This is a genomic window from Pseudomonas sp. MIL9 (assembly GCF_016887925.1).
GTDB classification, from domain to species: Bacteria; Pseudomonadota; Gammaproteobacteria; order Pseudomonadales; family Pseudomonadaceae; genus Aquipseudomonas; species Aquipseudomonas mohnii.
The window spans coordinates 121,132-144,543 of sequence record NZ_JAFEHE010000010.1 but is presented as its reverse complement, the minus strand read 5'-3'; the positions used below and the strand labels follow the sequence as shown (position 1 = coordinate 144,543).

Here is a 23,412-nt window from a genome sequence, read left to right as displayed (position 1 = left end):
GAATCGCGTTTACTTCGCCATGATCGACGTAAACAATTGCGACTCGATAAACCCCTGCAACCAGGCCTGCAACCGCCGATAAGGCGTCTGCGCGAACCACTCGCGATCGACATGGGCGAATTGCCGAACGAACGGCATCAGCGCCACATCGGCGAGGGTGGGATGATCGGCCAGCAAGCAGGCCTGACCGTCGAGCATCTCGTCGAGCTTGCGCAAGAACACCTCGCCCTCGGCGCGGTAAAACTCCATCGCGTGCTCGGGGTAGCGTTCGGCGTATTTGTAGCGATTGAGATGCACCTTGAACGCCTGGTCGTTTTCCTCGATCAGCGCGTCAATCGTCAACTGTCCCTGCGGATCATCCTTGAGCAACCAATCCTGCGGGTCGTTCTGCGCCAACGCCCAGCGCATGATTTCCAGGCTTTCATCGATGACCCGGCCGTCCACGTCCAGCACCGGCACCGTGCCTTTGCTCGACAGCGCGAGCATTTCGGCGGGTTTGGCCTTCAGGCTGACTTCGACGATGCTGACCTCAACCCCTGAGTAGCGCAGGGCCATGCGCGCTCGCATGGCGTACGGGCAGCGGCGGAAGGAATAGAGCGTGGTCATTTCACCTCCAGGGTGCTGAGGCCATTACCCTGGCGGCGGACCTGAATCTGCACCGGAATCCGTTCATGCATTTCCTGCACGTGGGAAATGACCGCGACCTTGCGGCCCTGGGCCTGCAGGCCGTCGAGGGCGTCCATGGCCAGTTGCAGGGATTCCGGGTCGAGGCTGCCGAAGCCTTCGTCGATGAACAATGATTCGATTTTCAGGGTGCTGGAGGCCATCGAAGCCAGTCCCAACGCCAGTGCCAGTGACACCAGGAAGGTCTCGCCACCCGACAACGAATGCACCGAACGCAGTTCGTCGCCCATCTCGGTGTCCATCACCAGCAGCCCCAGCATGCTGCCGCCGCGCTTGAGGCGATAGCGGCGCACCAGTTGGCGCAATTGCACGTTGGCGTGATGGACCAGCAAGTCGAGGTTGTAGGCCTGGGCGATCTTGCGGAAGGTGTCGCCGGTGGCCGAACCGATCAACGCATTCAAACGCGCCCAGCGCTGGAATTCGGCGTAGGCGTCGGCAATCTGTTGCGCCAGGGCCTGATTGGCGTTTTGCCGGCGCTGGTCCTCTGCCTGTTCGGCACGCAATTCGGCGCAGCGTTGTTCGCTGACGCTGAACTGGTTCTGCAGTTCTGCCAGCGCCGTGGCGAGTTGCTCGGCGTCGAGGTTGCCGTTGTGCTGCGCCTGATGAGCGAGCAGGCGCTGGTCGCGCTCTTGCAGCAGCACCTTGGCCTGTTCGATGGCTTTTTCGCTGTTCTGCAAGCGCTGGCGCAGTTCGCTGACCTGCGTGTCATCGACCCGCAGCAGGTCTTCGAGACCGCCGTCATCCAGCTCGGGATGACGGCCGCGCCAGTCGGCAATCTTCTGCGTCAGCTCGTTGTCTTCGCTTTGCAGCGCTTGCAAGCGCTCTTGTTGTGCCTTGAGTTCGGCGCCAATCTGCACGTATTGCGTGCGCAGGTTCTGCAGTTCCGAAGCCATGGTGGTTTCGGCGTTGCGCGCCTGCTCCACGGCCTGTTCCAGTTGCTGCTGCCAGTGCTCGGCGCTGCTGTGTTCGCCCAGCAGTTGCGCGAGTTTCGCCTGACAGGCCTGTTGCTGTTCGGCCAGAGCACTGAACTGTTGCTTGGCGCTTTGCAGCTGCTGTATGCGGCTGAGCTGGCGATCCTGTTCCTTCTCCAGCGTCTGCTGACGTTGCTGCTGTTCGGCCAGTTCTTCCTTTTGCTGATCGACTTGCACCAGGCGCTCGGCGATCTGCCGATCCAGCTGCATGAAAGTTGCCGCCGGCTCGACGCGCAAGGCCTCGAGGGTATCGGCCGGCAGCAGGCTGGCGAACGCGGTGAGTTCCTCGTCGAGGCGCTGACGGTCGCTGCTCAGTTCGCGTTGTTGATTGCTCAAGTGCTGCGCTGCTTGCTGATGCGCGGTCTCGGTATTGCGCAGTTGCTGGGTCAGGCGCGCGGCATCCTGTTGCAGGGTGAGCAGGGCGCTTTGGCGTTGTTCGTCTTGGGTGATGCTCTGGTTCAACTGATCGTTTTGCCGGATCAGCCAGGCGTCGCGCTTGTCGGCGTCCTGATTGAACAACGAAGTGGCCAGCGGATGCGCCTCCAGGCTCGGCGCCAGTGCCTGGAGTTGGGCGGTCAATTGTTCTTGCTGTTGCAGCAGCTCTTTCTGCCGGGCGATCACACCACCGACTTCGGCGCGCAGCTCGGTGAGTTTTTCCTTGAGCTGATCCACCGCCTGCTGGGCCGAGGCCTGCTCATTTTCATCGTGGCGACCCAGGCTTTGCAGCAGCGCTTCAGGCTGATGATACGGGTGCTCGTTGCTGCCGCAGACCGGGCAGGGCTGGTCGTCCTGCAACTGCGCGCGCAACTCTTCGACACTGGCGCTGCGGGCCAGACGCTGGCGTTCGAGCAGTTCACGGGTGACGTTGAGGGTTTGTTCGGCGACGCTGAGTTCGGCTTTGGTTTTGACCCCGTCCTGGGTCAGGCGCTCGCGCTCCTGTTGCGCATCGAGCAGTCGCCGTTGCAGCTCGGCGCCGCGTTTTTCCAGCTCCTGCTGACTGGCCCAGAGCCGCGTCATATCTTCAATGGCGCGCAGTTGTTTGCGGTTGTCCTGCAACAGGTTGCCGAGGATGCCAATCTGCTCGGCAACCGCATCCGGCTCGGCGCCGGCCTCTTTGAACAGCACTTCCAGTTGCAGTTTTTGCGTGTTCAGTGCTTCGGCGCTTTGCGCCGCGTTCTGTTCGAGGCTGGCCAGTTCGGCCTGGCCCTTGTTCAGGCGATTACCAATCAGCATCAGCTGTTGCAGGCGATCGCGGTAGGCATTCCACGCATCGCTCAACGGCGCCAGATGGGTGCTCTGTTCCAGCTCGGCGGCCATTTTTTGCAGGCGTTCAGCGACCTGGGCCTGTTTGTCCTGCAAGGTTTCAATGCCGCTCTGGCCTTGCGTGCAGGCCTGCTCGGCGGACTGTCGGGCGTCGGCGCTGAGGGCGGTGTCCTTGGCGAGGCGGGCGAGGGTGCTTTGCTCCTCGAAAGCCTGACGCAGCAGCGGGGCGCTTTCGCTGTGCCGCTGCTGCGCTTCGCCCAAGGCGTTTTTCGCCGACTCGAGGGTTTGCTCCAGTTGCGTCTGGCGTTCGCTGAGTTCGCCGTGTTGGCGGGTGTGTATAGCAATCTGTGCAGCCAGTGGCGTCAGTTGCGCATCGAGTTCCGTCTTGCGCGCGAACTGGTGACGTTGCGGGGCGAGTTGTTCAAGGCGCGTAAGCTTGAGGCGTTCACCGGCCAGACCTTGCCACTGTTGTTGCGAACTTTGCAGTTGCTCGGCGGCCGCTTGGTGCGCGTCCTGCAACTGGCGCAAATCCTTGAGCCAGCTGTGTTGTTGCTCAAGCTGCTTGAGCTGCGCCTGCTGCAACTTCAACTGTTGCTGGGCGGCGTTGAAACGCTCGTCCAGTTCGGCCCGAGCCTCGGGCGCCAGCGGGGTGACACCGCTGGCCTGGTCCTGCAGCAGCTTGTGCGCTTCGCGGGCTTCTTTGGTCTTGTCGAAGGCGCGACGGCCGAGGCGGGTGTAGAGCGCGGTGTCGGTGAGTTTTTCCAGCAGTTCGCTGCGGTCGTTGTCATCGGCCTTGAGGAAGGCGCTGAACTCGCTTTGGGCCAGCAGCACGGCGCGGGTGAACTGTTCGAAATTCAGGCCCAGGGCGGCTTCGAGTTGGGTCTTGTATTCGCCTTTCTGGCTGGCCAGCAGTTGATCCTGATCGATGTCGCGCAGGCTCTGGCGACTGGCTTGCAACTTGCCACCGGCCTTTTCCCGGGCGCGGTTGGCTTCCCAGCGTGCGCGATAGCGGCGGCCGTCGACACCGACGAAATCCACTTCGGCATAGCCCTCACCGGTGCCGCGACGCAGCAGCGTACGCGGGTCACCGGTGCCGATTTCGCCATCGGCGTCCGGCACTTTAGCGTCGCGGCCGGTGTTGTTCAGGCGTGGAACCGCACCGAACAGCGCCAGGCACAACGCATCGAGCAGGGTGCTTTTACCGGCGCCGGTCGGGCCGGTGATGGCGAACAGGCCGGCACTGGCCAAGGGTTCGGCGGTGAAGTCGATTTCAAACGGCCCGGCCAGGGAGGCGAGGTTTTTCAGGCGGATCGCGAGGATCTTCATGGCTGTTCGCCCTCCATCTGCACGTCTTGCAGCAGCTCGGCAAAGTCCTTGAGGGTTTGCTCGTCGACTTCGCTGCCATAGTTGTCCTGCCAGGCACGGCTGAACAGTTCTTGAGGAGTGAGCTGGTCCAGTTCGATCAACGCCGCCCCGTCCCCGGCGCCGTCACGACTGCCGTTGCCGGCGTACTCGGCGGCGATGCGCACCAGTCGCACAGCCTTGCCTTGCAGGGCGCTTTCCACTTGATGGCGCAAGTCAGGTTGCGGTTCGTCGAGGCGCACCCGGACTTCCAGCCAGGGTTGACGCTGCAGGTCGGCGAGCAGGTCGATGTTCGGCAGGTCCGCCAATTGCAACAGGATCTCCGCCAGTGGCGCCGGGCCAAGGCGTTGCAGGTTCACCGCACGGGGAATGAGTCTGGGTTCGACGCTGACCAGGGTTTCGCCGTCGAGGGTGATGTCGAGAATCTGGTGCTGGTAGCCGATCTCGGAGAACGACAACGGAATCGGCGAGCCGCTGTAGCGAATGCGCTCTTCACCGTTGACCTTTTGCGGCTTGTGCAGGTGACCGAGGGCCACGTAGCTGATGCTCGGTCCGAACAGACTGGCGGGCAGGGCTTCGGCGTTGCCGATGATCAGGCTGCGTTCGGAGTCTTCCGACACCGAACCACCGGCCATGTGCGCATGGCTGATGGCGATCAGCGCCTGGCCCGGCTGGCGTTTGGCATTGGCCGCTTCGATCAGCCATTCATGGACCTGGCCAATGCCGCGCAGGTAGTTGTCGCCCAAATGCGCGCCAGTCACTTCCGCCGGGCGCAGGAACGGCAGCGCCAGGCACCAGCCGGCGATTTCACCGCTGGCGTCCGGCAATGGCAACAGCAGGCGTTCGGCGTCCAGCTGCCCGTCATCCAGCCACAGCACGCGCCCCAGGGCATGGGTGCGCAAGCGACGCATCAACGGCGCCGGCAGTTCGATCCGCGATCCGGAATCGTGGTTGCCGGCAATCATCACGATGGTCAGCAACGGCTGCTGCTCGTGGGCGCTGACGATGAAGTCGTAGAGACGCTCCTGGGCTTTGACCGGCGGATTGACCGTGTCGAAGATGTCGCCGGCGATCAGCAACACATCAGGCTGATCCAGTTTGAGCTGACGCAGCAGCCAGTCGAGAAAACAACCGTGCTCGAAATCGCGATCCTGGCCGTGCAGGTTCTGCCCGAGGTGCCAGTCGGAGGTGTGGAACAGACGCAAGGGCAACTCCGCTAGATAAAAGGTGATGGCCGCGGGGACACATGGCTGCGGCGAAAGGGGGAGAGTTTACTGGTAAAAAAGCACGAGCTCCCTAGCCACAAAAGCTTCCTGTCATAAAGACAGGTGTTTACTTGGGATAAAGCGGCGGCAACCCGCTGTCGCCCACCGGGTCCTGGACCCGCTCGGCAATCGGAATGGTGCGGATCACCCGCCACAGCTCTTCGCCTTGCCAGTGTTGGCCGGTTTCACTGTAGAGCGCGCCATTGAGGCCGTCGAGGGCGTCGGACAGTGGCACGAAGCGGGCGGCCATGTCGGCCAGGGTTTCCGGTTGCTGCCGGGCCCAGGCGTCGAGGGCCTGGCGTGTGGCGTGGGGGTCGTTGGCCTGGCAGGCACGCTTGAGGTCGTCGAGCACGGTGCGCGGGCTCGGGCCGGTTTGTGCGGCTCGCGCGATCGCCGGTTGCCAGCGCGCGCGCCACCACAGGCCGAAGCCCAGCAGAGTGGTGCAAGCGAGGATCAGTGTGCTGAGTTTCCAGCGCCACAGGGTCTCGCTGTCGACCGTGGCGCTGGCCGGAGAATTGCCGGCCGGCGTGTCGACCATCAGGCTCGGATTGACCGCGACCTGCAGGGTTCTGGCAGGCAGGCTGCTGTGTTCCAGATGGTCTTCAAAGGTGTTCCACCAGACCACTTCGACCGATGGCAACTCGATCGGGCCGCTACGGGATGGCACCAGCGCCTCGCGGTCTTCGCGACTGCCGACCAGGCCGCGGTCGCTGTTCTGGTTGCCCAGTACCGGTTGATCCGGATAGCGACGCAGACCACTGGCTTCGGTGCCGGGCAATGGCGGTAGCTGTGCGCTGCCAAGGCCTTCGGCCTTGACGATCAGGCTGCGGGTCAACGAGTCACCGACCTGGACATGATCGGGCTCCGGGTTCCAGTTCTCGCTCAGGGTCAGGCTGCGTGCCGGCAGCCAAGGCAAGTCGGCAGGGTAGGTAATGGGCTTGGCCTTGACCGTGAGCAGCAGTTCACTGGAGCTGACGCGCATCAGCTTGCCGGATTTCGGCGACTGCGGCGTGGCGTCCGGGGCGGGTTGTGCATCCACCAGGGCGGCATTGAAGATCTGCGCCGGGATGATCAATTCGCCACTGTGCTGCGGGTAGATCGCATAGCGCATTTCGATCACGCCGTGGCGCACGCCGTTGATGTCTTTCTCGTAGGTGCGCGACTCGCCGAGTTGTTCGATGCGTGCATCGGGAATCTGCAGCGGCGGCAGGCTGCTGTCGTCGTACAGCGACACCGAGTGGTAAATGCGCAAGGTCAGGATCGCCTGAGCCTGCACGTACACGCTGTTCTGATCGAGGCTGGCGTCGATGAAGACCGGGGCCTGTTTGTTCGGGTTGTCCTGGGTTTCGCTTTCCACCACTTGTACGGTGATCGGCTGGCTCTCGACCTCACCCAGTTTCAGCGGCGGAATCACCACGCTGCCCGTTTGTTTCGGCAGCAGCGTGACGATCCAGCGGGTCGTGGCGCGGTTGTCGCCACTGAGGGTGTTCAACTGGTTGACCTGGCGTGTGCCGCGCACGTCGAACAGCGGCTCCAGCGGCGCCAGGTCCGGCTTGCCGAACTGCGTGACGTCAGAGGACTCCAGGGTCAGTTCGACCGTCTCTCCGGAGCTCAGGCGCGTGCGATCGACGCTGGCGACCAGCTCGGCTGCCTGGGCCTGAACGGTGCAGATCAGCAGGGCCGGCATCGAGGCGAGCATGTAGGCGGTGAAGCGGGTCATCGAGTTTTTCCCTGATCCTGATGTTGTTGCTGTTCGTACCAGAATTTGCGTCTGAGCAATTCGCCGGGGTCATCCGGGATCTGCCGCAGCCATTGCTCCAGCGCCTGCTGTTGTTCGCCTTCGATGCTGTCGTTGACCGGACGCATGGGCGGCGTGGTGTGCTGTTCATCCCCCAGTTCGCTGCCCGGTACTTCATTGCTGCCGGGGCGCGGGGGGGTAGAGGGCGGTTGCTCGGCGGTGGTTTTTTCGTCTTCGCCCTCGGTTTTCGCTTCGCCAGTGCTCGACGGTTGCGTCGTGGCGCCGGACGGGGATTCTTGTGGAGGCGTCTGCGGCTCTTCACTGGAGGCCTTGTCCGGCTCGGCGGCAGGCGGGGTCTGCTTCTGCTTGAGCAAGGCTTCCACCAGTGCCTTGTTGGTCAGGGCCGGGCGCAAGTCCGGCTGGCGTTCCAGTGCCTGATCGTAGGCATCCAGCGCTGCTTCCAGTTCGCCACTCTTGGCCAGGGCATTGCCACGATTGTAGTGGGCGTGGGCGTCATTGCCTTCGGCGAACCGCTGGGCGGCGCCGGTGAAGTCGCCGGCCTCGTAAAGGGCCACGCCTTGCCATTGGTGATCTTCGAAATGCTGTGCCGCTTCTGCCGGGCGTTTCTGCTTGAGCAAGTGTTGACCCTGTTGGTCGGGGCGCAGCCACAGGTCCTGGAAGTCGAAGGCATAGCTCGGTTGTGGCAGCGCCAGCAACAGCGGCAGGCAGAACAGCCAGCCGCGACGGCCGGCGCAGGCCGCCAGCAACAACAAGGGCAGCAGCAACCAGTAACCCTGATCGGCCCAGGTGTCCAGGCGCAGGGTCTGGCCGTCGTTGCGCAGGTTGCGCGGGCCGTCGAGCAAGCCGAGGGCGCGCAGATCGGCATCGTCGAGGAGCGCGTGGCGATAGTGTCCATCCATCTCGCTGGCAAAGGCTTTGAGGCCGGGTTCGTCCAGACGCGGCACCAGAATCGCGCCCTGTTCGTCCTTGAGAAAACTGCCGTCGTCCTGGGTGATCGGCGCCCCTTCGGCGGTGCCGATGCCGAGCATCAGAAATTGCGTTGACTTGCCGCTCAGCGCACGGCGAATCTCCAGGCGTTCCTGTTCCGTAAGGGATGAACCAATCAACAGGATCCGGCCATCGCCGAGGGCGGCCTGTTGCAGCAGCGTTAGGGCCTTGACCACCGCGAGGTCGGCGCGATGGCCGGCTTCGGGCATCAGCGACGGCTTGAGGGCGTCGAGCAGATTACGGCTGGTGGCCAAGTCATCCGACAGCGGCACGAGGGTGTGCGCACTGCCGGCGTATACGACGATGGCCGTCTGCGCGTCACTGCGGTTTTGCAATAGATCGAAGAGCTTGCGCCGGGCCTGTTCCAGCCGGTTGGGCTGAACGTCGGTGGCGAGCATCTCCGGGGTCAACTCCAGGAGCACCACCAACGGGTCGGCGGGTTTCTGGCTCAGTTGCTCGACACGTTCCCAGCTCGGGCCCAGCAGTGCGAACACGGTCAGTAGCCAGGCCACGCCAAGGGCGATCCACGGCAGTTTGCTGTCGCGTCCGTTGCCGCCACTGAGCAATGCCGCATGGAACGCGGGCGGCAGAATCATTTGCCAGCGCCCGGCACGCTTCTGCCGATGCCAGAGTTGCCAGAGCAGCCAGCCAAGCAGTGGCAGCAATAACAGCCACCAGGGGCGGAACCAGTAGGGCCAGAGTGCGCTCATCGACGCCTCCGCAGGCGCAGGCGCTTGAGCCGCTCGCGCCAGTCGGGCAGTTGCGTTTGCAAAAACAGATCCTTGGTAAACAGACGGTGCAGCGGGTTATCCGGCCAGAGCTCGCGGGCCACCAACAGCATGCTCAACAACAGTGCCAGCGCCAGGGGCCACTGATACAGGGTCTCGGCGGGGCGGGCCTGGGTCGGCTGCTGTGCCACCGGCTCCAGTCGGTCGAGGGTGTCCTTGATCGCTTGCAGTTCCTTGCCGTCACGGGCCCGGAAGTACTGGCCGCCCGTGGCTTCGGCGATGGCTTTGAGGGACGGTTCGTCCAGGTCCAGGCTCGGGTTGATCCCGAGGAATCCCAGGGTGCCACTTTGCTCCGGGTCGGCGCCGATGCCGATCGGGTAGATTTTCACCCCTTCCTTGGCCGCCAGACGCGCAGCGGTCAGCGGGTCGATCTGGCCGCCGTTGTTGGCGCCGTCGGTCACCAGAATCAATACGCGGCTTTGTGCCGGACGCTGGCGCAAGCGCTTGATGGCCAGGCCAATGGCGTCGCCGATGGCCGTGTTTTTGCCGGCAATGCCGATGCGCGCTTCGTCGAGCCAGACGCGCACGGTATGGCGGTCGAACGTCAGTGGTGCTTGCACGTACGCCTGGCTGCCGAACAGGATCAAACCGACCCGATCGCCTTCGCGGCTTTCGAGGAAGTCGCCGAGCAGATGCTGGACCAGCGCAAGGCGGCTGACGTCGTCGTCCTGCCATTGCATGTCGGGGAAGTCCATGGAGCCGGACACGTCCACCGCCACCAGCAGATCGCGGCCGCTGGCGGCAATCGGCAGCGGCTCGCCCAGCCATTGCGGACGCGCGGCAGCGATCAGCAGCATCAACCACAGCAGCATGAACGGTGCCTGTTGGCGCCAGGCCGGCAGGTTGGCGCGTGCACGGCGGCGGGCCAGCCCTTCGAGGTCACTGAGGAAGCTGACCTTGAGCGCCGGCTCGCCGCTGTCGGCCACCGGCAACAGGATGCGCATCAGCCACGGCAGCGGCAGCAGGACGAAGATCCATGGCCAGGCGAACTCAAACATGTTTGCGAATCCAGATTTCGACGGCTTGGGTCAGGCCGGCGATGGCCTTGTCGTCGAGTTTGCATTCGGGCTTGTAGGCCCCTTCGACCAGCACCATCCAGCGGGTCAGGCCGGCCGCCGGGCAGCGGTTGTCCAGAAAAGCCAGCCATTTGCGTCCGTTGAGGGTGTGGCTCTGGCTGTAGGGATAGTGGTTGCGGCACAGGCGCTTGAGCAGGCCGTTGAGTTGTTGCAGCCAGGCGCCTGCCGGCGCGCCATCGTAGGGCTTGGGCATCAGCGCCAGTTCCGCCAGTGCGGCGAGGCGCACCGGGTCCAGCGGTTGTTCGGCGCGCACGATCGGGCGTTTGTCGGGAATCAAGCGTCGCAGCTTCCACAGGCCGAAACCGATCAAAGGCAGCAGCAACAGCAGTGACCACCAGCCCGGTGCCGGTGGCCAGAACCCGATGGCCGGTGGGGTAATCAGCGGTTGAAGTTGATCGAGACCGTTCATCGACCTTTCCCCGGTTTCTGTGGGTTCAGGTATTCGCGCAATTGTTCGACCATCTCGCTTTGGGTGCTCAACGGCATCAACAACACGCGCAGCTTTTGCGCGAGCAACTCCCAGCGGGCAATGCGCGCTTCGGCCTGGGCACGGTAGGTCTGGCGCAGATCGAAGTTCAGCGTGTCGAGTTCGAGTTGTGCGCCACGTTCGGCAAAGCGCAAGAGCCCGGCGGCGGGCAGGGCGTGATCCAGCGGGTCGGACAGGGGCAGCAGCAACAGGTCGCAATGGCGCGACAACAAACTCAACTGCTGTTCGGCACTGTCGGACAGCGCACGTTCGTCGCAGATCACGATCACCAGGCTGCCTGGGCGCAACACCTCCCGGGCGCGACGCAAGGCAATGCCGAAGGCATCACGGGCCGGCTCGCTTTCGGAGTTCAGGGACTGGTTGACGCGCACCAGTCGGTTGAGCAATTGCAGCAGGCTCTGCTTGCTGCGTCGGGGTTTGATTTCGTAATGCTCGTTGTCGCCGAACACCAGCCCGCCGACCCGATCGTTATGACCCAGCGCCGCCCAGCCGATCAGGCTCGCGGCCTGGGCGGCGAGCACCGACTTGAACATCAACCCGGAGCCGAAAAACAGCCGGCGGCTTTGCTCGACCATGATGAAAATCGGCCGCTCGCGCTCTTCATGGAACAGCTTGGTGTGCGGTTCCTGCGTCCGCGCGGTGACGCGCCAGTCGATGGTGCGCACGTCGTCACCGGCCTGATAGACCCGCACCTGATCGAAGTCCACGCCCCGTCCGCGCAGCTTGGAGTGGTGCAGGCCGATCAGCGGGCTGCGCTGGCTCGGCGTCGAGAACAACTGCACTTCACGTACGCGATGGCGCATCTCGATCAGCTCGGCGAGCGTGATGCGGATACCCGGTTGGGACGGCAGGGGGACGTTCATCGGGGTCAAGCGACGGCTACGACGTCGAGAATCCGCTGGACCACCCGATCCTGGTCGATCCCTGCGGCTTCGGCTTCAAAGGAGAGAATGATGCGGTGGCGCAGCACATCGAACAGCACGGCCTGGATGTCCTCCGGGCTGACGAAGTCGCGTCCGGCGAGCCAGGCATGGGCGCGGGCGCAACGGTCGAGGGCAATCGAACCGCGAGGACTGGCGCCGTACGCAATCCATTCGGCCATTTCCGGGTCGAACTTGGCCGGTGTCCGAGTGGCCATGACCAGCTGCACCAGGTATTCCTCCACGGCGTCGGCCATGTACAAGCCGAGGATTTCCTTGCGCGCGGCAAAGATGGCCTGCTGGCTGACCCGTCGTTCAGGCTTGGTCTCGCCGTTCAGCGCTTCGCCGCGAGCCTGCTGCAGGATCCGCCGCTCGACGGCGGCATCGGGGAAGCCGATTTTCACGTGCATCAGGAAACGGTCGAGCTGGGCTTCGGGCAGCGGGTAGGTGCCTTCCTGCTCGATGGGGTTTTGCGTGGCCATCACCAAAAACAGCGGCGACAGCTCATAAGTGCTGCGCCCGACACTGACCTGGCGCTCGGCCATGGCTTCGAGCAAGGCCGACTGAACCTTGGCCGGCGCCCGGTTGATTTCGTCCGCCAGCACCAGGTTGTGGAAGATCGGGCCTTGCTGGAACACGAAGCTGCCGGTTTCCGGGCGATAGATCTCCGTGCCGGTAATGTCGGCAGGCAACAGGTCGGGTGTGAACTGAATGCGATGGAACTGCGCTTCGATACCCTCGGCCAGTTCTTTGATGGCCTTGGTCTTGGCCAAGCCAGGGGCGCCCTCGACCAGCATGTGGCCGTCGGCAAGCAGGGCGATGAGCAAGCGCTCGATGAGTTTTTCCTGGCCGAGAATCTGCGTTGAAAGAAAGGTTCGCAGCGCTAGCAGCGCTTCACGATGTTCCATCGATGACTGTTCCTGGAAAGGGTGACCGAAGGCGTTCGAATAACGCCAGGGCTGGGGGCGTTACTTTAATCCATCGCAGGGGGCGGCGACTAACGGCATTTTGCGTAAAGTGGGGGAAATGATTGGGGAGGTGCCGCAACCTTGACAGGCAGAAAGGCAGGTTGGGGCTTCAGGACGCCATCGCGGGCAAGCCCGCTCCCACAGTTATCTGCGGTGTGCTCACTATCTGTGCTGCACATCCAGACCTTGTGGGAGCGGGCTTGCCCGCGATGAAGCCTGCTCAGGCACCGTCAAATGTTGCTGATGTAAGTCCCGGTCCCCTTGAGAATGTTCTGCAAGGTTTCCTCAAGTTCAGCCAGATCCACCATGTCCGGGTTGAAGGTGATTTCCAGCAAATCATCACCATTCAGGGCATCGGCATCCGCCGCAGCAATTTCGATTTTCAGCAGGGTAGGGCTCAGGGTGACTTTCACCCCGTCCAGGGTCGAAGGCTCGCCATCGAGCGTGATCTCCAGCTCGTCCTCGTCCGGGTAGCGACTCATCAGGAACATTTCGCCCTTGTCGCTGTGGCAGCAGAGCATGGCCATGTTGTCTTCTTCTTCATCGCACGGGTTGACGATCAAGAGGGGGGTGGTCATTTGCATGGGGGATTCCTGGCTCGGCGAGCGTTGTGAAGGCGAACAAAGGGCGATTCTGCCAGTCCTCGCCTGTTTATGCTCGTTCAAGTGTCAGCGAGCGAGTCGTGAACGACCGAAGTGTTGCTGGTCATTTCTGGTACGGATGTGCCGTGAATCCGGGCATAAAACGCCCAAAATTCCATATGGCTGCTAGTGTTGTTCGATGGCGTCGCCACCAAGCAGCGTACCGTTGACCGAATATGTCGCAGCACCGCAAGCACGGGCCTTGCCGCTCTCGTTAAGCTGCGCAACGGATGAGCACCTGTAAAGGCATTGAGCTGCACGCAGTCCAGTCGTTTTTGCAGATGCCCATTCATGGAAGGTGAATGTGACCTGAGTGTCTCGTCCAGCTTCACCCACCTGTCGTCCTGTTTCCTCTGCCCGAGAATCAGGAACAGGGTGACGGGTTGCCCCGAACAGGGGTTTTGCACGCGACGCTTCCATCAATAACAAGCCCAAGCGGAGTACCACAGATGGCGTTCTTCACCGCAGCCAGCAAAGCCGACTTCCAGCACCAACTGCAAGCGGCACTGGCGCAGCACATCAGTGAACAGGCACTGCCACAAGTGGCGCTGTTTGCTGAACAATTCTTCGGCATCATTTCCCTGGATGAACTGACCCAGCGTCGGTTGTCCGACCTCGCTGGCTGTACCCTTTCTGCGTGGCGCCTGCTTGAGCGCTTCGATCACGCGCAACCGCAAGTGCGCGTCTACAACCCCGATTACGAGCGTCATGGCTGGCAGTCGACCCACACCGCGGTCGAAGTGCTGCACCATGACCTGCCGTTCCTGGTGGACTCGGTGCGTACCGAGCTGAACCGTCGCGGCTACAGCATCCATACCCTGCAAACCACCGTGCTGAGCGTGCGTCGCGGCAGCAAGGGCGAGTTGCTGGAAATCCTGCCGAAAGGCACCCAGGGCGACGGCATCCTGCAAGAGTCGTTGATGTACCTGGAAATCGATCGTTGCGCCAACACCGCCGAATTGAACGTACTGGCCAAAGAGCTGGAGCAAGTGCTCGATGAAGTGCGCGTCGCGGTGGCCGACTTCGAACCGATGAAAGCCAAGGTCCAGGAAATCCTCACTGGCCTGGACAACAGCCAGTTCGCGGTCGACGCCGGTGAAAAGGCCGAGATCAAGAGCTTTCTGGAATGGCTGGTGGGCAACCACTTCACGTTCCTGGGCTATGAAGAGTTCGTGGTGCGCGATGAGGCCGATGGCGGTCACATCGTCTATGACCAGAATTCCTTCCTCGGCCTGACCAAATTGCTGCGTACCGGCCTGACCTACGATGACCTGCGCATCGAGGACTACGCGGTGAACTACCTGCGCGAACCGACCCTGTTGTCGTTCGCCAAGGCCGCGCACCCGAGCCGTGTACACCGTCCGGCTTACCCGGATTACGTGTCGATCCGTGAAATCGACGCCAACGGCAACGTCATCAAGGAATGCCGCTTCATGGGCCTGTACACCTCGTCGGTGTATGGCGAGAGCGTGCGGGTCATCCCGTACATCCGTCGCAAGGTCGAGGAAATCGAACGCCGCTCCGGCTTCCAGGCCAAGGCTCACCTGGGCAAGGAACTGGCGCAGGTGGTTGAAGTGCTTCCGCGCGACGATCTGTTCCAGACCCCGGTGGACGAGCTGTTCAGCACCGTGATGTCGATCGTGCAGATCCAGGAACGCAACAAGATTCGCGTGTTCCTGCGCAAAGACCCGTACGGCCGCTTCTGCTACTGCCTGGCCTACGTGCCGCGTGATATCTACTCCACCGAAGTGCGCCAGAAGATCCAGCAAGTGCTGATGGATCGCCTGAAAGCCTCCGATTGCGAGTTCTGGACCTTCTTCTCCGAGTCCGTGCTGGCCCGCGTGCAACTGATCCTGCGTGTCGACCCGAAAAACCGCATCGACATCGACCCGCTGTTGCTGGAAAAAGAAGTGGTGCAGGCCTGCCGCAGCTGGCAGGACGACTACGCCAGCCTGGTGGTCGAAAGCTTCGGCGAAGCTCACGGCACCAACGTGCTGGCCGACTTCCCGAAAGGTTTCCCGGCCGGTTACCGCGAGCGTTTCGCAGCCCATTCGGCTGTGGTCGACATGCAACACCTGCTGAGCCTGAGCGAAAAAAATCCGCTGGTGATGAGCTTCTATCAGCCGCTGGGCCAGGTCTCCGGCCAGCGTGAGCTGCATTGCAAGCTGTACCACGCCGATACTCCGCTGGCGCTGTCCGACGTGCTGCCGATCCTGGAAAACCTCGGTCTGCGCGTGCTGGGTGAGTTCCCGTATCGCCTGCGTCACACCAATGGCCGCGAGTTCTGGATTCACGACTTCGCGTTCACCGCCGCTGAAGGCCTGGAACTGGACATCCAGCAACTCAATGACACCTTGCAGGACGCGTTCGTCCACATCGTGCGCGGCGATGCTGAGAACGATGCATTCAACCGCCTGGTGCTGACCGCCGGCCTGCCATGGCGTGACGTAGCGCTGCTGCGTGCCTACGCCCGTTACCTGAAGCAGATCCGCCTGGGCTTCGATCTGGGCTACATCGCCAGCACCCTGAACAACCACACTGACATCGCTCGCGAGCTGACCCGGTTGTTCAAGACCCGTTTCTACCTGGCGCGCAAGCTCACCAGCGATGACCTGGAAGACAAGCAGCAACGTCTGGAACAAGCGATCCTGAGCGCACTGGACGACGTCCAGGTGTTGAACGAAGACCGCATCCTGCGTCGCTACCTGGACCTGATCAAGGCGACCCTGCGCACCAACTTCTACCAGACCGACGCCAACGGTCATAACAAGTCCTACTTCAGCTTCAAGTTCAACCCGCACCTGATTCCAGAGCTGCCAAAGCCGGTACCGAAGTTCGAAATCTTCGTTTACTCGCCGCGCGTCGAAGGCGTGCACCTGCGCTTCGGCAACGTCGCTCGCGGTGGCCTGCGCTGGTCCGACCGTGAAGAAGACTTCCGCACCGAAGTCCTGGGCCTGGTAAAAGCCCAGCAAGTGAAGAACTCGGTGATCGTGCCGGTGGGTGCGAAGGGTGGCTTCCTGCCGCGTCGCCTGCCACTGGGCGGCAGCCGTGACGAGATCGCGGCCGAGGGTATTGCCTGCTACCGCATCTTCATTTCGGGCCTGTTGGACATCACCGACAACCTGAAAGACGGCGCTCTGGTGCCGCCGGCCAACGTCGTGCGTCATGACGACGATGACCCGTACCTGGTCGTGGCAGCAGACAAGGGCACTGCAACCTTCTCCGATATCGCCAACGGCATCGCCATCGACTACGGCTTCTGGCTGGGCGACGCGTTTGCGTCCGGTGGTTCGGCCGGTTACGACCACAAGAAAATGGGCATCACCGCCAAGGGCGCGTGGGTTGGCGTACAACGCCACTTCCGCGAGCGCGGCATCAACGTCCAGAAAGACAGCATCACCGTGGTCGGTGTCGGCGACATGGCCGGTGACGTGTTCGGTAACGGATTGTTGATGTCCGACAAGCTGCAACTGGTCGCTGCGTTCAACCACCTGCACATCTTCATCGACCCGAATCCGAATCCGGCCACCAGCTTCGTCGAGCGTCAGCGCCTGTTCGACCTGCCGCGTTCGGCCTGGTCGGATTACGACACCAGCATCATGTCCGAAGGCGGCGGGATCTTCTCGCGCAGCGCGAAAAGCATCGCGATTTCCCCGCAGATGCAGGAACGCTTCGACATCCAGGCTGACAAGCTGACCCCGACCGAACTGCTCAATGCCTTGCTCAAGGCGCCGGTGGACCTGTTGTGGAACGGCGGTATCGGTACGTACGTCAAAGCCAGCAGCGAAAGCCACGCCGATGTCGGCGACAAGGCCAACGATGCGCTGCGCGTGAACGGCAACGAACTGCGCTGCAAAGTGGTGGGCGAGGGCGGTAACCTCGGCATGACCCAACTGGGTCGTGTGGAATTCGGCCTCAATGGCGGCGGCTCCAACACCGACTTCATCGACAACGCCGGTGGCGTGGACTGCTCCGACCACGAAGTGAACATCAAGATCCTGCTGAACGAAGTGGTTCAGGCCGGCGACATGACCGACAAGCAACGTAATCAGTTGCTGGCGAGCATGACCGACGAAGTCGGTGGTCTGGTGCTGGGCAACAACTACAAGCAGACCCAGGCCCTGTCCCTGGCGGCCCGTCGCGCCTTGCCGCGGATTGCCGAGTACAAGCGTCTGATGAACGATCTGGAAGGTCGCGGCAAACTCGATCGCGCCATCGAGTTCCTGCCGTCGGAAGACCAGCTCAATGAACGCATCGCGGCAGGCCATGGCCTGACCCGTGCCGAGCTGTCGGTACTGATTTCCTACAGCAAGATCGACCTCAAGGAGCAGTTGCTGGGCTCCCTGGTGCCGGACGACGACTACCTGACCCGCGACATGGAAACCGCTTTCCCGCCAACCCTGGTGAGCAAGTTCTCCGAAGCCATGCGCCGTCACCGCCTCAAGCGCGAAATCGTCAGCACCCAGATCGCCAACGACCTGGTCAACCACATGGGCATCACCTTCGTTCAGCGACTCAAAGAGTCGACCGGCATGAGCCCGGCGAACGTGGCGGGCGCTTATGTGATCGTGCGCGATATTTTCCACCTCCCGCACTGGTTCCGTCAGATCGAAGCCCTGGACTACCAGGTCTCCGCCGACGTGCAACTGGAGCTGATGGACGAGCTGATGCGCCTGGGCCGTCGCGCCACACGCTGGTTCCTGCGCGCCCGACGCAACGAGCAGAACGCTGCCCGTGACGTCGCACACTTCGGTCCGCACCTGAAGGAGTTGGGTCTCAAGCTGGACGAGTTGCTCAGTGGCGAGATCCGCGAAACCTGGCAAACCCGTTATCAGGCGTATGTCGAAGCCGGTGTGCCGGAGTTGCTGGCGCGTATGGTGGCTGGTACTTCGCACCTGTATACCCTGCTGCCGATCATCGAGGCTTCCGACGTGACTGGCCAGGATCCGGCCTCGGTGGCCAAGGCCTACTTCGCCGTGGGCAGTGCGCTGGACATCACCTGGTACCTGCAACAGATCAGCGCTCTGCCGGTTGAAAACAACTGGCAGGCCCTGGCCCGTGAAGCGTTCCGCGATGACGTCGACTGGCAGCAACGTGCGATCACCATCTCGGTCCTGCAGCTGGGTGACGGCACCCTGGACGTGGAAACACGTCTGGAGCTGTGGATGCAGCAGAACGAGGGCATGATCGAGCGCTGGCGCGCCATGCTGGTGGAAATCCGTGCCGCCAGCGGCACTGACTACGCCATGTACGCGGTGGCTAACCGCGAACTGCTGGACCTGGCATTGAGCGGTCAATCGGCAGTTCCTGCCGCTGCGGTCGCCGAGCTGGAACCGGCGGCCTGATCAGGCGTTGAATGAAAAAGCCCCGCATCGAGAGATGCGGGGCTTTTTTATTTGAGGGCGGACAATACGTCGGCCCAGGGATCGATCACTCAGGTGTAGGGGCTAGAGCGTTCGGGTGTAGAGACGTGCCTTTCCAGAATATCCAGCTTGAACGTGGCGATGTCTCCGGATTTATCGGTGAAACAAGTGCTGTACGCCGGGTCGCGCCAGATTTCTTTTTTGATGATTCCGGCGTTACGCGCTTTCAGGTGAAGGGCCGCTTGGGAGCTGCTCAAATCATCCAGAGTGATGATTTGATGATTGCTGTTCAGTAAATTGAAGGAGGTGGTATCACTGCCGGCGGCCGGATAGGCACCCAGCACGCCTTGTCCGCCCTTGCTGAAATATTTCTGATAGTAGTCCTCGCTGAGAATCTGCAGGTTGTAGTAGTCGTCATAACACTTGAAGTGGACGACCATGGCTGTAGATTTCCTGCCGCCTACACGGCGCATTGTTCGACTGGCAGGGTCATAGGCTTCGACGGTAGTCACTACATTTGGAGGTATTGGAGATCTGCCTCTGCTGGATTCGAAATGACCCGCGCTCAATATCTTGTCAAAAAATGTCATGTTGATTCCATCGCAAGTGATGCGGGCGATGAAGGATCTTTCCTGGTCTTTAGTCATGAAGACGTCCTTGTCTGTAAAAGATGGTTGTTGGCGCTGTTGCGCGGAACTGAAGGTATCGCTATTTAAAAGTCATGACATTGATTAATTGTGAGCAAACCCTTCCTGTCCAGGTCGGGGTTTGCTCGCATTGATTGTCGCAGTCTCAATACAGTTGTTGCTCTTTGGCTTTGTCGATCATCGAAACGTTACTTGTCGGCTTGGTCAATAAATTGCTGAGCGACTGGTCAAACTTCTGCAGCGCTCTTACTTGCACGTTCTGCTGTTCGTTAATATCCGCGACGATTTCTTCACTGCGCTTGAAGTCCGCCCACACTGGACTCATCGCCTTGGCGTCATGCCCTTGCGCCGTACCGATGTAGCCCAGGTTCTTGTCGTAGAAGTCCACACTGACCTTCGCCTCGATGTCCGAGCTGCGCGATGTCATCAACTGGCTGCGGCTGTCGACAATGCCGACCACGTCCGGTTTGGCCGCCTTCAGGCTTTGCATGTCCGGGTACACCGTGACCGAGCCGAACTGGCGTTGCAACGAGGCCTTGACCCAGTCCACGGCCAGGTCGGGTTGGGAGGTGGCGACGTAGGCATCGTGAATCGGCTGCACCAGCAGGCTCTGGCCGAAACCGGTACCGGCGTTGGCCTGGTAATCCTGCAGGTAGGCGCGGTTGGCCTGGGTGTTGCGGCTGTAGACGATGCCCAGCGAAACATTGTGGGCGTTGGGAATACTCGTGGCATTGCTGCGACCGACCGGCTGCGTGAAGATGCCGTCCAGAGAAGAAACCGCCGAAGGAGCGGTGGGTATGGAGCAGCCGGCTATTAGCACGGTCATTGTCAAGGTACTGACAAGTGCGAGTTTCATGGTGTTTCTCCAGTGAAACAACATCAGTCGGAAAGTTGAATAGCCGGTTTTAAGCGGCAGTCGTTCCAGACTAAACCGCTTGGCTGCCCTGAAGTAGCCAATATCCGTCGTTATCCGCCGGGCAATAGTTTTGTTTGATTTAAAGCTTTTCGGTTAATTGCCGGCAGATATAAAAAAGCCCAAATCAATGATTCGGGCCTTTTAGTTTATGGCTGTACGTTCAGCCATCAGTTTTCCAACGGGATCAGCACTTTCTCGTCCGGTGAGAGCACCATGAACACCAACAGCTTTGCAGGCTTCGTTTTGCTGGCGTTTTTCGACACCAAGTGCTCGGAACCGGCCGGTTCGTACCAATACTCACCGGCCTTATAGGTCCGCTCTTTTTCGCCCTTCACCTGAGAAGTGACGGCCCCGGATAACACGTAGGCCATGGCAGTGCCCTCATGTCTGTGTGCAATGGAGGATTGCCCTGGCTTGTAGTCGACTTCGATCATCATGGCTTTTTTGCCAGGCGCGTTTTGCAGCATTTGATCTTGCAACACCGTGACCTTTTCCGAAGGACCACCGGCTTCATGGGCGAACGCCGAGGCGGAAACGACCAGGGCCAGGGCAACAAAAGGGGCAGGACAGAAGCGCAAAACGTTCATGGTTCATTACCTGTAATGGGTGAGTTGTCCGGGACCAATCTAGTTCGCCACCCATAACAAACAAACAGCCAATATTCGGGAAGTCCAGGGGACCAATGTCAGGTTTGCAGGCAAAAAAAGATCGCAGCCTCCGGCCTCTTCTACAGAGGTACCCATGCCCTGTAGAAACTGCCGAAAGCTGCGATCTTTAATCGCGTTCTTAACGAATCGGAAAGCTGTTGAAGTCGACGGCGTTGGCCAGTTGGCAATCGATCAGGTCGATGAATCCCTGCACTTGAGGGCTGTTGAAATGCGATTGCATGGCCGCTTCGGATTGCCAATGGGAGCTGACGGTCCAGCGATTACTGTCGTCGGGGCAACGGTCGACCATATAGGACTCGCAGCCCGGTAGATCGCGCAGCGTCTCGACAATCTTTTGCAGTTGCTTACCCAGCTCGTCCGAGCGGCCGGAGACGGCTTTCACCTTGACGGTATTGATCATTTGGTTGGGCATTGCTCACACTCCTGAATCAGGCCGGACGAATCCTGCTCATTGAGAGATAACGCCTATGCAGGATAGGCCTGCACCCCCGGACCACCAATAGCCAATCGCCGGATAAAGTCGCAGACCAATCCTTCAGGCGACTTGCTGCAAGATGTCGCGCAGGCGATCCAGAGCGGTGTCGATGTCCAGGGTATCAATGGCGCCGAAGCCGAGGAAAAGCCCGGCCAGCGGCGCTTGCTGGTAGAAAAAACTGTTGATGGGGTAGAGCCCGACTTCGACTTTTTTCGCCAGTTCGATCACCAGGGGCACATCGATAGGCACTTTGCACAACACCACCATGTGGAAACCGGCCGTGGTCGGCACCGCTTCGAGCCATGGCGAGAGGTCTGCGGCGATACGCGCCAGTATCCGTTCCCGTCGACCGGCGTAGATGCTGTGACAACGGCGAATGTGCTTGAGCAGGCAGCCTTCGGCGATGAACTTGGCCAGCGCCCATTGCGGCAGGGTAGAGGTGTGAAGGTCAGTGAGTTGCTTGGCGCGTACCACCGCATCGAGAATCGCCGGTGGCAGAATCGCATAACCCAGCCGCAACTCCGGCAGCAGCGTTTTCGAGAAGGTCCCGACGTAGGCGACGATTCCGCGTTCATCCATGCTTTGCAGCGAGTCCGTGGGCCGGCCCTCGTAGCGGAATTCGCTGTCGTAGTCGTCCTCGATGATGATTGCGCCCAGCTCGTGGGCCTTGGCCAGCAACGCCACGCGCCGCTCCTGGCTCATGGGCATGCCCAGCGGGAACTGGTGCGACGGGGTCACATATATCAGCCGGGTGCCAAGGGGGATCTTGTCCACCTGAATGCCTTCGCCATCCACCGGCACGCCGATCACCGTGGCGCCATGGGTGCCGAACAACAGACGCGCCGGCGGGTATCCGGGGTCCTCCATGGCGACGATGCTGCCCGGGCGGGTCAGCACCCGGGAAATCAGGTCCAGGGCCTGTTGGGCGCCGTTGCACACCACCACGTCTTCATCCTGGCAATTGACCCCCCGAGAAAACGCGATGTGCCGGGCGATGGCATTGCGCAGCGCTGGCAGGCCTTCCGGCAGGCTGTAGAACCCTTTGGACGCGGAGATCTGCCGCAAGGCGTGGGATGTGCAGCGCCGCCAGTCGTCCTGGGGAAACTGGCCCTTGCTGGTGGCGCCACCAATGAAGTCGTAGCGCAGCGAGCCTTCGAGTGTCGGGTGGCGCAGAAACACCGGCAGGTTGCGCCAGGATTCGATGACCTCGCATCCGGCCAGTTCCGAGTGGCTCTGTTTACGCTCGACTTTCGAAGCCCGGGCGTTGACGTAGGTGCCTTTGCCGATCACCCCGGTGAGGAAGTTTTCGTAGGTCAGTTGAGCGTAGGTGTCGGAAATGGTCTTGCGCGAAATGCCCAGTTGCTCGGCCAGCAGGCGACTGGGTGGCAGCTGCGTCCCCGCCGCCAGGCGCCCGGACTCGATGGCGCTGCGCAGTTGGTTGTACAGCTGACCTGCCAGGTCCTTGCGGCCATTGATGACAACATGCAGTTCCATACCGGCGAAGCTCCGGGGCAATTGAGGCGCGTGTGCGTCGCGCAAGATTACCCCCATCCGCCGGTGATGCAGAAGTTGCGTGGCGTAAAAACCGTCAATTGGTCTGGAGGCGGGTGGTCCACGGTTTTTTCGCCAAATTGGACCTGTAACGCACGGGTAACAACGGATACCGTGAATTACACATTCTCGCTGCACGAGGCCTGTCATGAACCACCGCCTGGATTACTACAGCGCGTCACCCAAGGCGATGAAAGCCATGATCGCGATGGAGGCCTTGACCAGCAGCTTGAGCATCGAACCGGCGCTGCTGCACCTGGTCAAGATCCGCGCTTCGCAGCTCAATGGCTGTGCGTTCTGCACCGACATGCATTCGGTGGATGCCCGGCGCCTGGGCGAGACCGACCGGCGTCTTTACTCGATTGTGGTCTGGCGCGACAGCAACTTCTTCAACCCGCGCGAGCGTGCAGCCCTGGCCTGGACCGAGGCTGTGACCCTGCTTGCCGAAAGCCACGTGCCGGACGACGTCTACGAGCAGGCGCGGACGCAATTCAGTGAAGCTGAACTGGTCGACCTGACCATCGCCGTCACGACCATCAATAGCTGGAATCGCCTGGCAGTGAGTTTCCGGCAAAGCCCCAGTGCCTGATCGGGTTGTCATACGGCTTTCATGAAAGGTGC

General features: G+C 61.4%; 17 protein-coding genes. 2 read left to right on the top strand and 15 right to left on the bottom strand.

What is annotated here, in order from left to right:
* Positions 1-9: 9 nt before the first annotated feature.
* The 10 genes from JQF37_RS13185 to JQF37_RS13140 form a co-directional block, all read right to left on the bottom strand.
* Complete coding sequence (locus tag JQF37_RS13185) at positions 10-606, bottom strand: glutathione S-transferase (protein ID WP_130206273.1); 597 nt, start codon at positions 604-606, stop codon at positions 10-12.
* The gene (locus JQF37_RS13180; protein WP_130206271.1) at positions 603-4,244 is read right to left on the bottom strand and encodes an AAA family ATPase; all 3,642 of its coding nucleotides are present in this window, start codon (positions 4,242-4,244) and stop codon (positions 603-605) included. Before JQF37_RS13180 ends, JQF37_RS13185 begins: the two co-directional genes overlap by 4 nt.
* On the bottom strand, positions 4,241-5,485 hold the full coding sequence (locus JQF37_RS13175) for an exonuclease SbcCD subunit D C-terminal domain-containing protein (RefSeq protein WP_130206269.1): 1,245 nt from the start codon (positions 5,483-5,485) through the stop codon (positions 4,241-4,243). The genes JQF37_RS13180 and JQF37_RS13175 overlap by 4 nt, the downstream gene beginning before the upstream one ends.
* A gap of 127 nt (positions 5,486-5,612) precedes the next feature.
* Entirely contained in the window at positions 5,613-7,265 is a 1,653-nt protein-coding gene (locus tag JQF37_RS13170; RefSeq protein ID WP_130206267.1) for a BatD family protein, read from the bottom strand.
* Positions 7,262-9,001, bottom strand: a complete 1,740-nt coding sequence (locus JQF37_RS13165; RefSeq protein ID WP_130206265.1) for a tetratricopeptide repeat protein — start codon at positions 8,999-9,001, stop codon at positions 7,262-7,264. The genes JQF37_RS13170 and JQF37_RS13165 overlap by 4 nt, the downstream gene beginning before the upstream one ends.
* Positions 8,998-10,077: a VWA domain-containing protein gene (locus JQF37_RS13160; RefSeq protein WP_130206263.1), complete on the bottom strand. Its 1,080-nt coding sequence runs from the start codon at positions 10,075-10,077 to the stop codon at positions 8,998-9,000. The genes JQF37_RS13165 and JQF37_RS13160 overlap by 4 nt, the downstream gene beginning before the upstream one ends.
* Positions 10,070-10,564, bottom strand: coding sequence for a DUF4381 domain-containing protein (locus JQF37_RS13155; protein ID WP_047528405.1), 495 nt, complete (start codon positions 10,562-10,564; stop codon positions 10,070-10,072). Before JQF37_RS13155 ends, JQF37_RS13160 begins: the two co-directional genes overlap by 8 nt.
* Positions 10,561-11,505, bottom strand: coding sequence for a DUF58 domain-containing protein (locus JQF37_RS13150; RefSeq protein WP_130206261.1), 945 nt, complete (start codon positions 11,503-11,505; stop codon positions 10,561-10,563). Before JQF37_RS13150 ends, JQF37_RS13155 begins: the two co-directional genes overlap by 4 nt.
* Before the next feature lie 5 nt (positions 11,506-11,510).
* Positions 11,511-12,470, bottom strand: a complete 960-nt coding sequence (locus JQF37_RS13145) for a MoxR family ATPase (protein WP_003218556.1) — start codon at positions 12,468-12,470, stop codon at positions 11,511-11,513.
* A 290-nt stretch (positions 12,471-12,760) separates the two neighbouring features.
* A complete protein-coding gene (locus JQF37_RS13140; protein WP_130206259.1) occupies positions 12,761-13,114 on the bottom strand; it encodes a hypothetical protein in 354 nt (117 codons plus the stop codon).
* A gap of 506 nt (positions 13,115-13,620) precedes the next feature.
* On the opposite strand from JQF37_RS13140, the gene JQF37_RS13135 reads away from it, so the two are divergent.
* Positions 13,621-18,516 (top strand): NAD-glutamate dehydrogenase, encoded by a 4,896-nt coding sequence (locus JQF37_RS13135; RefSeq protein ID WP_130206257.1) that lies wholly within the window; start codon positions 13,621-13,623, stop codon positions 18,514-18,516.
* Positions 18,517-18,605: 89 nt separating this feature from the next.
* On the opposite strand, the gene JQF37_RS13130 is transcribed toward JQF37_RS13135, so the two are convergent.
* The 5 genes from JQF37_RS13130 to JQF37_RS13110 form a co-directional block, all read right to left on the bottom strand.
* Positions 18,606-19,181, bottom strand: a complete 576-nt coding sequence (locus tag JQF37_RS13130) for a hypothetical protein (protein ID WP_130206255.1) — start codon at positions 19,179-19,181, stop codon at positions 18,606-18,608.
* A 145-nt stretch (positions 19,182-19,326) separates the two neighbouring features.
* Positions 19,327-20,037, bottom strand: a complete 711-nt coding sequence (locus tag JQF37_RS13125) for an ATPase (RefSeq protein WP_130206253.1) — start codon at positions 20,035-20,037, stop codon at positions 19,327-19,329.
* Between the two features lie 227 nt (positions 20,038-20,264).
* A complete protein-coding gene (locus tag JQF37_RS13120; protein WP_130206251.1) occupies positions 20,265-20,684 on the bottom strand; it encodes a cupin domain-containing protein in 420 nt (139 codons plus the stop codon).
* 199 nt (positions 20,685-20,883) lie between these two features.
* Positions 20,884-21,177: an antibiotic biosynthesis monooxygenase family protein gene (locus JQF37_RS13115; protein WP_103406660.1), complete on the bottom strand. Its 294-nt coding sequence runs from the start codon at positions 21,175-21,177 to the stop codon at positions 20,884-20,886.
* A 123-nt stretch (positions 21,178-21,300) separates the two neighbouring features.
* Positions 21,301-22,734 carry a PLP-dependent aminotransferase family protein gene (locus JQF37_RS13110; protein ID WP_130206249.1) on the bottom strand — a complete coding sequence of 478 codons (1,434 nt, stop codon included), beginning with the start codon at positions 22,732-22,734 and terminating at the stop codon, positions 21,301-21,303.
* A 205-nt stretch (positions 22,735-22,939) separates the two neighbouring features.
* On the opposite strand from JQF37_RS13110, the gene JQF37_RS13105 reads away from it, so the two are divergent.
* The gene (locus JQF37_RS13105) at positions 22,940-23,380 is read left to right on the top strand and encodes a carboxymuconolactone decarboxylase family protein (protein WP_130206247.1); all 441 of its coding nucleotides are present in this window, start codon (positions 22,940-22,942) and stop codon (positions 23,378-23,380) included.
* The last annotated feature ends 32 nt before the right edge of the window (positions 23,381-23,412 follow it).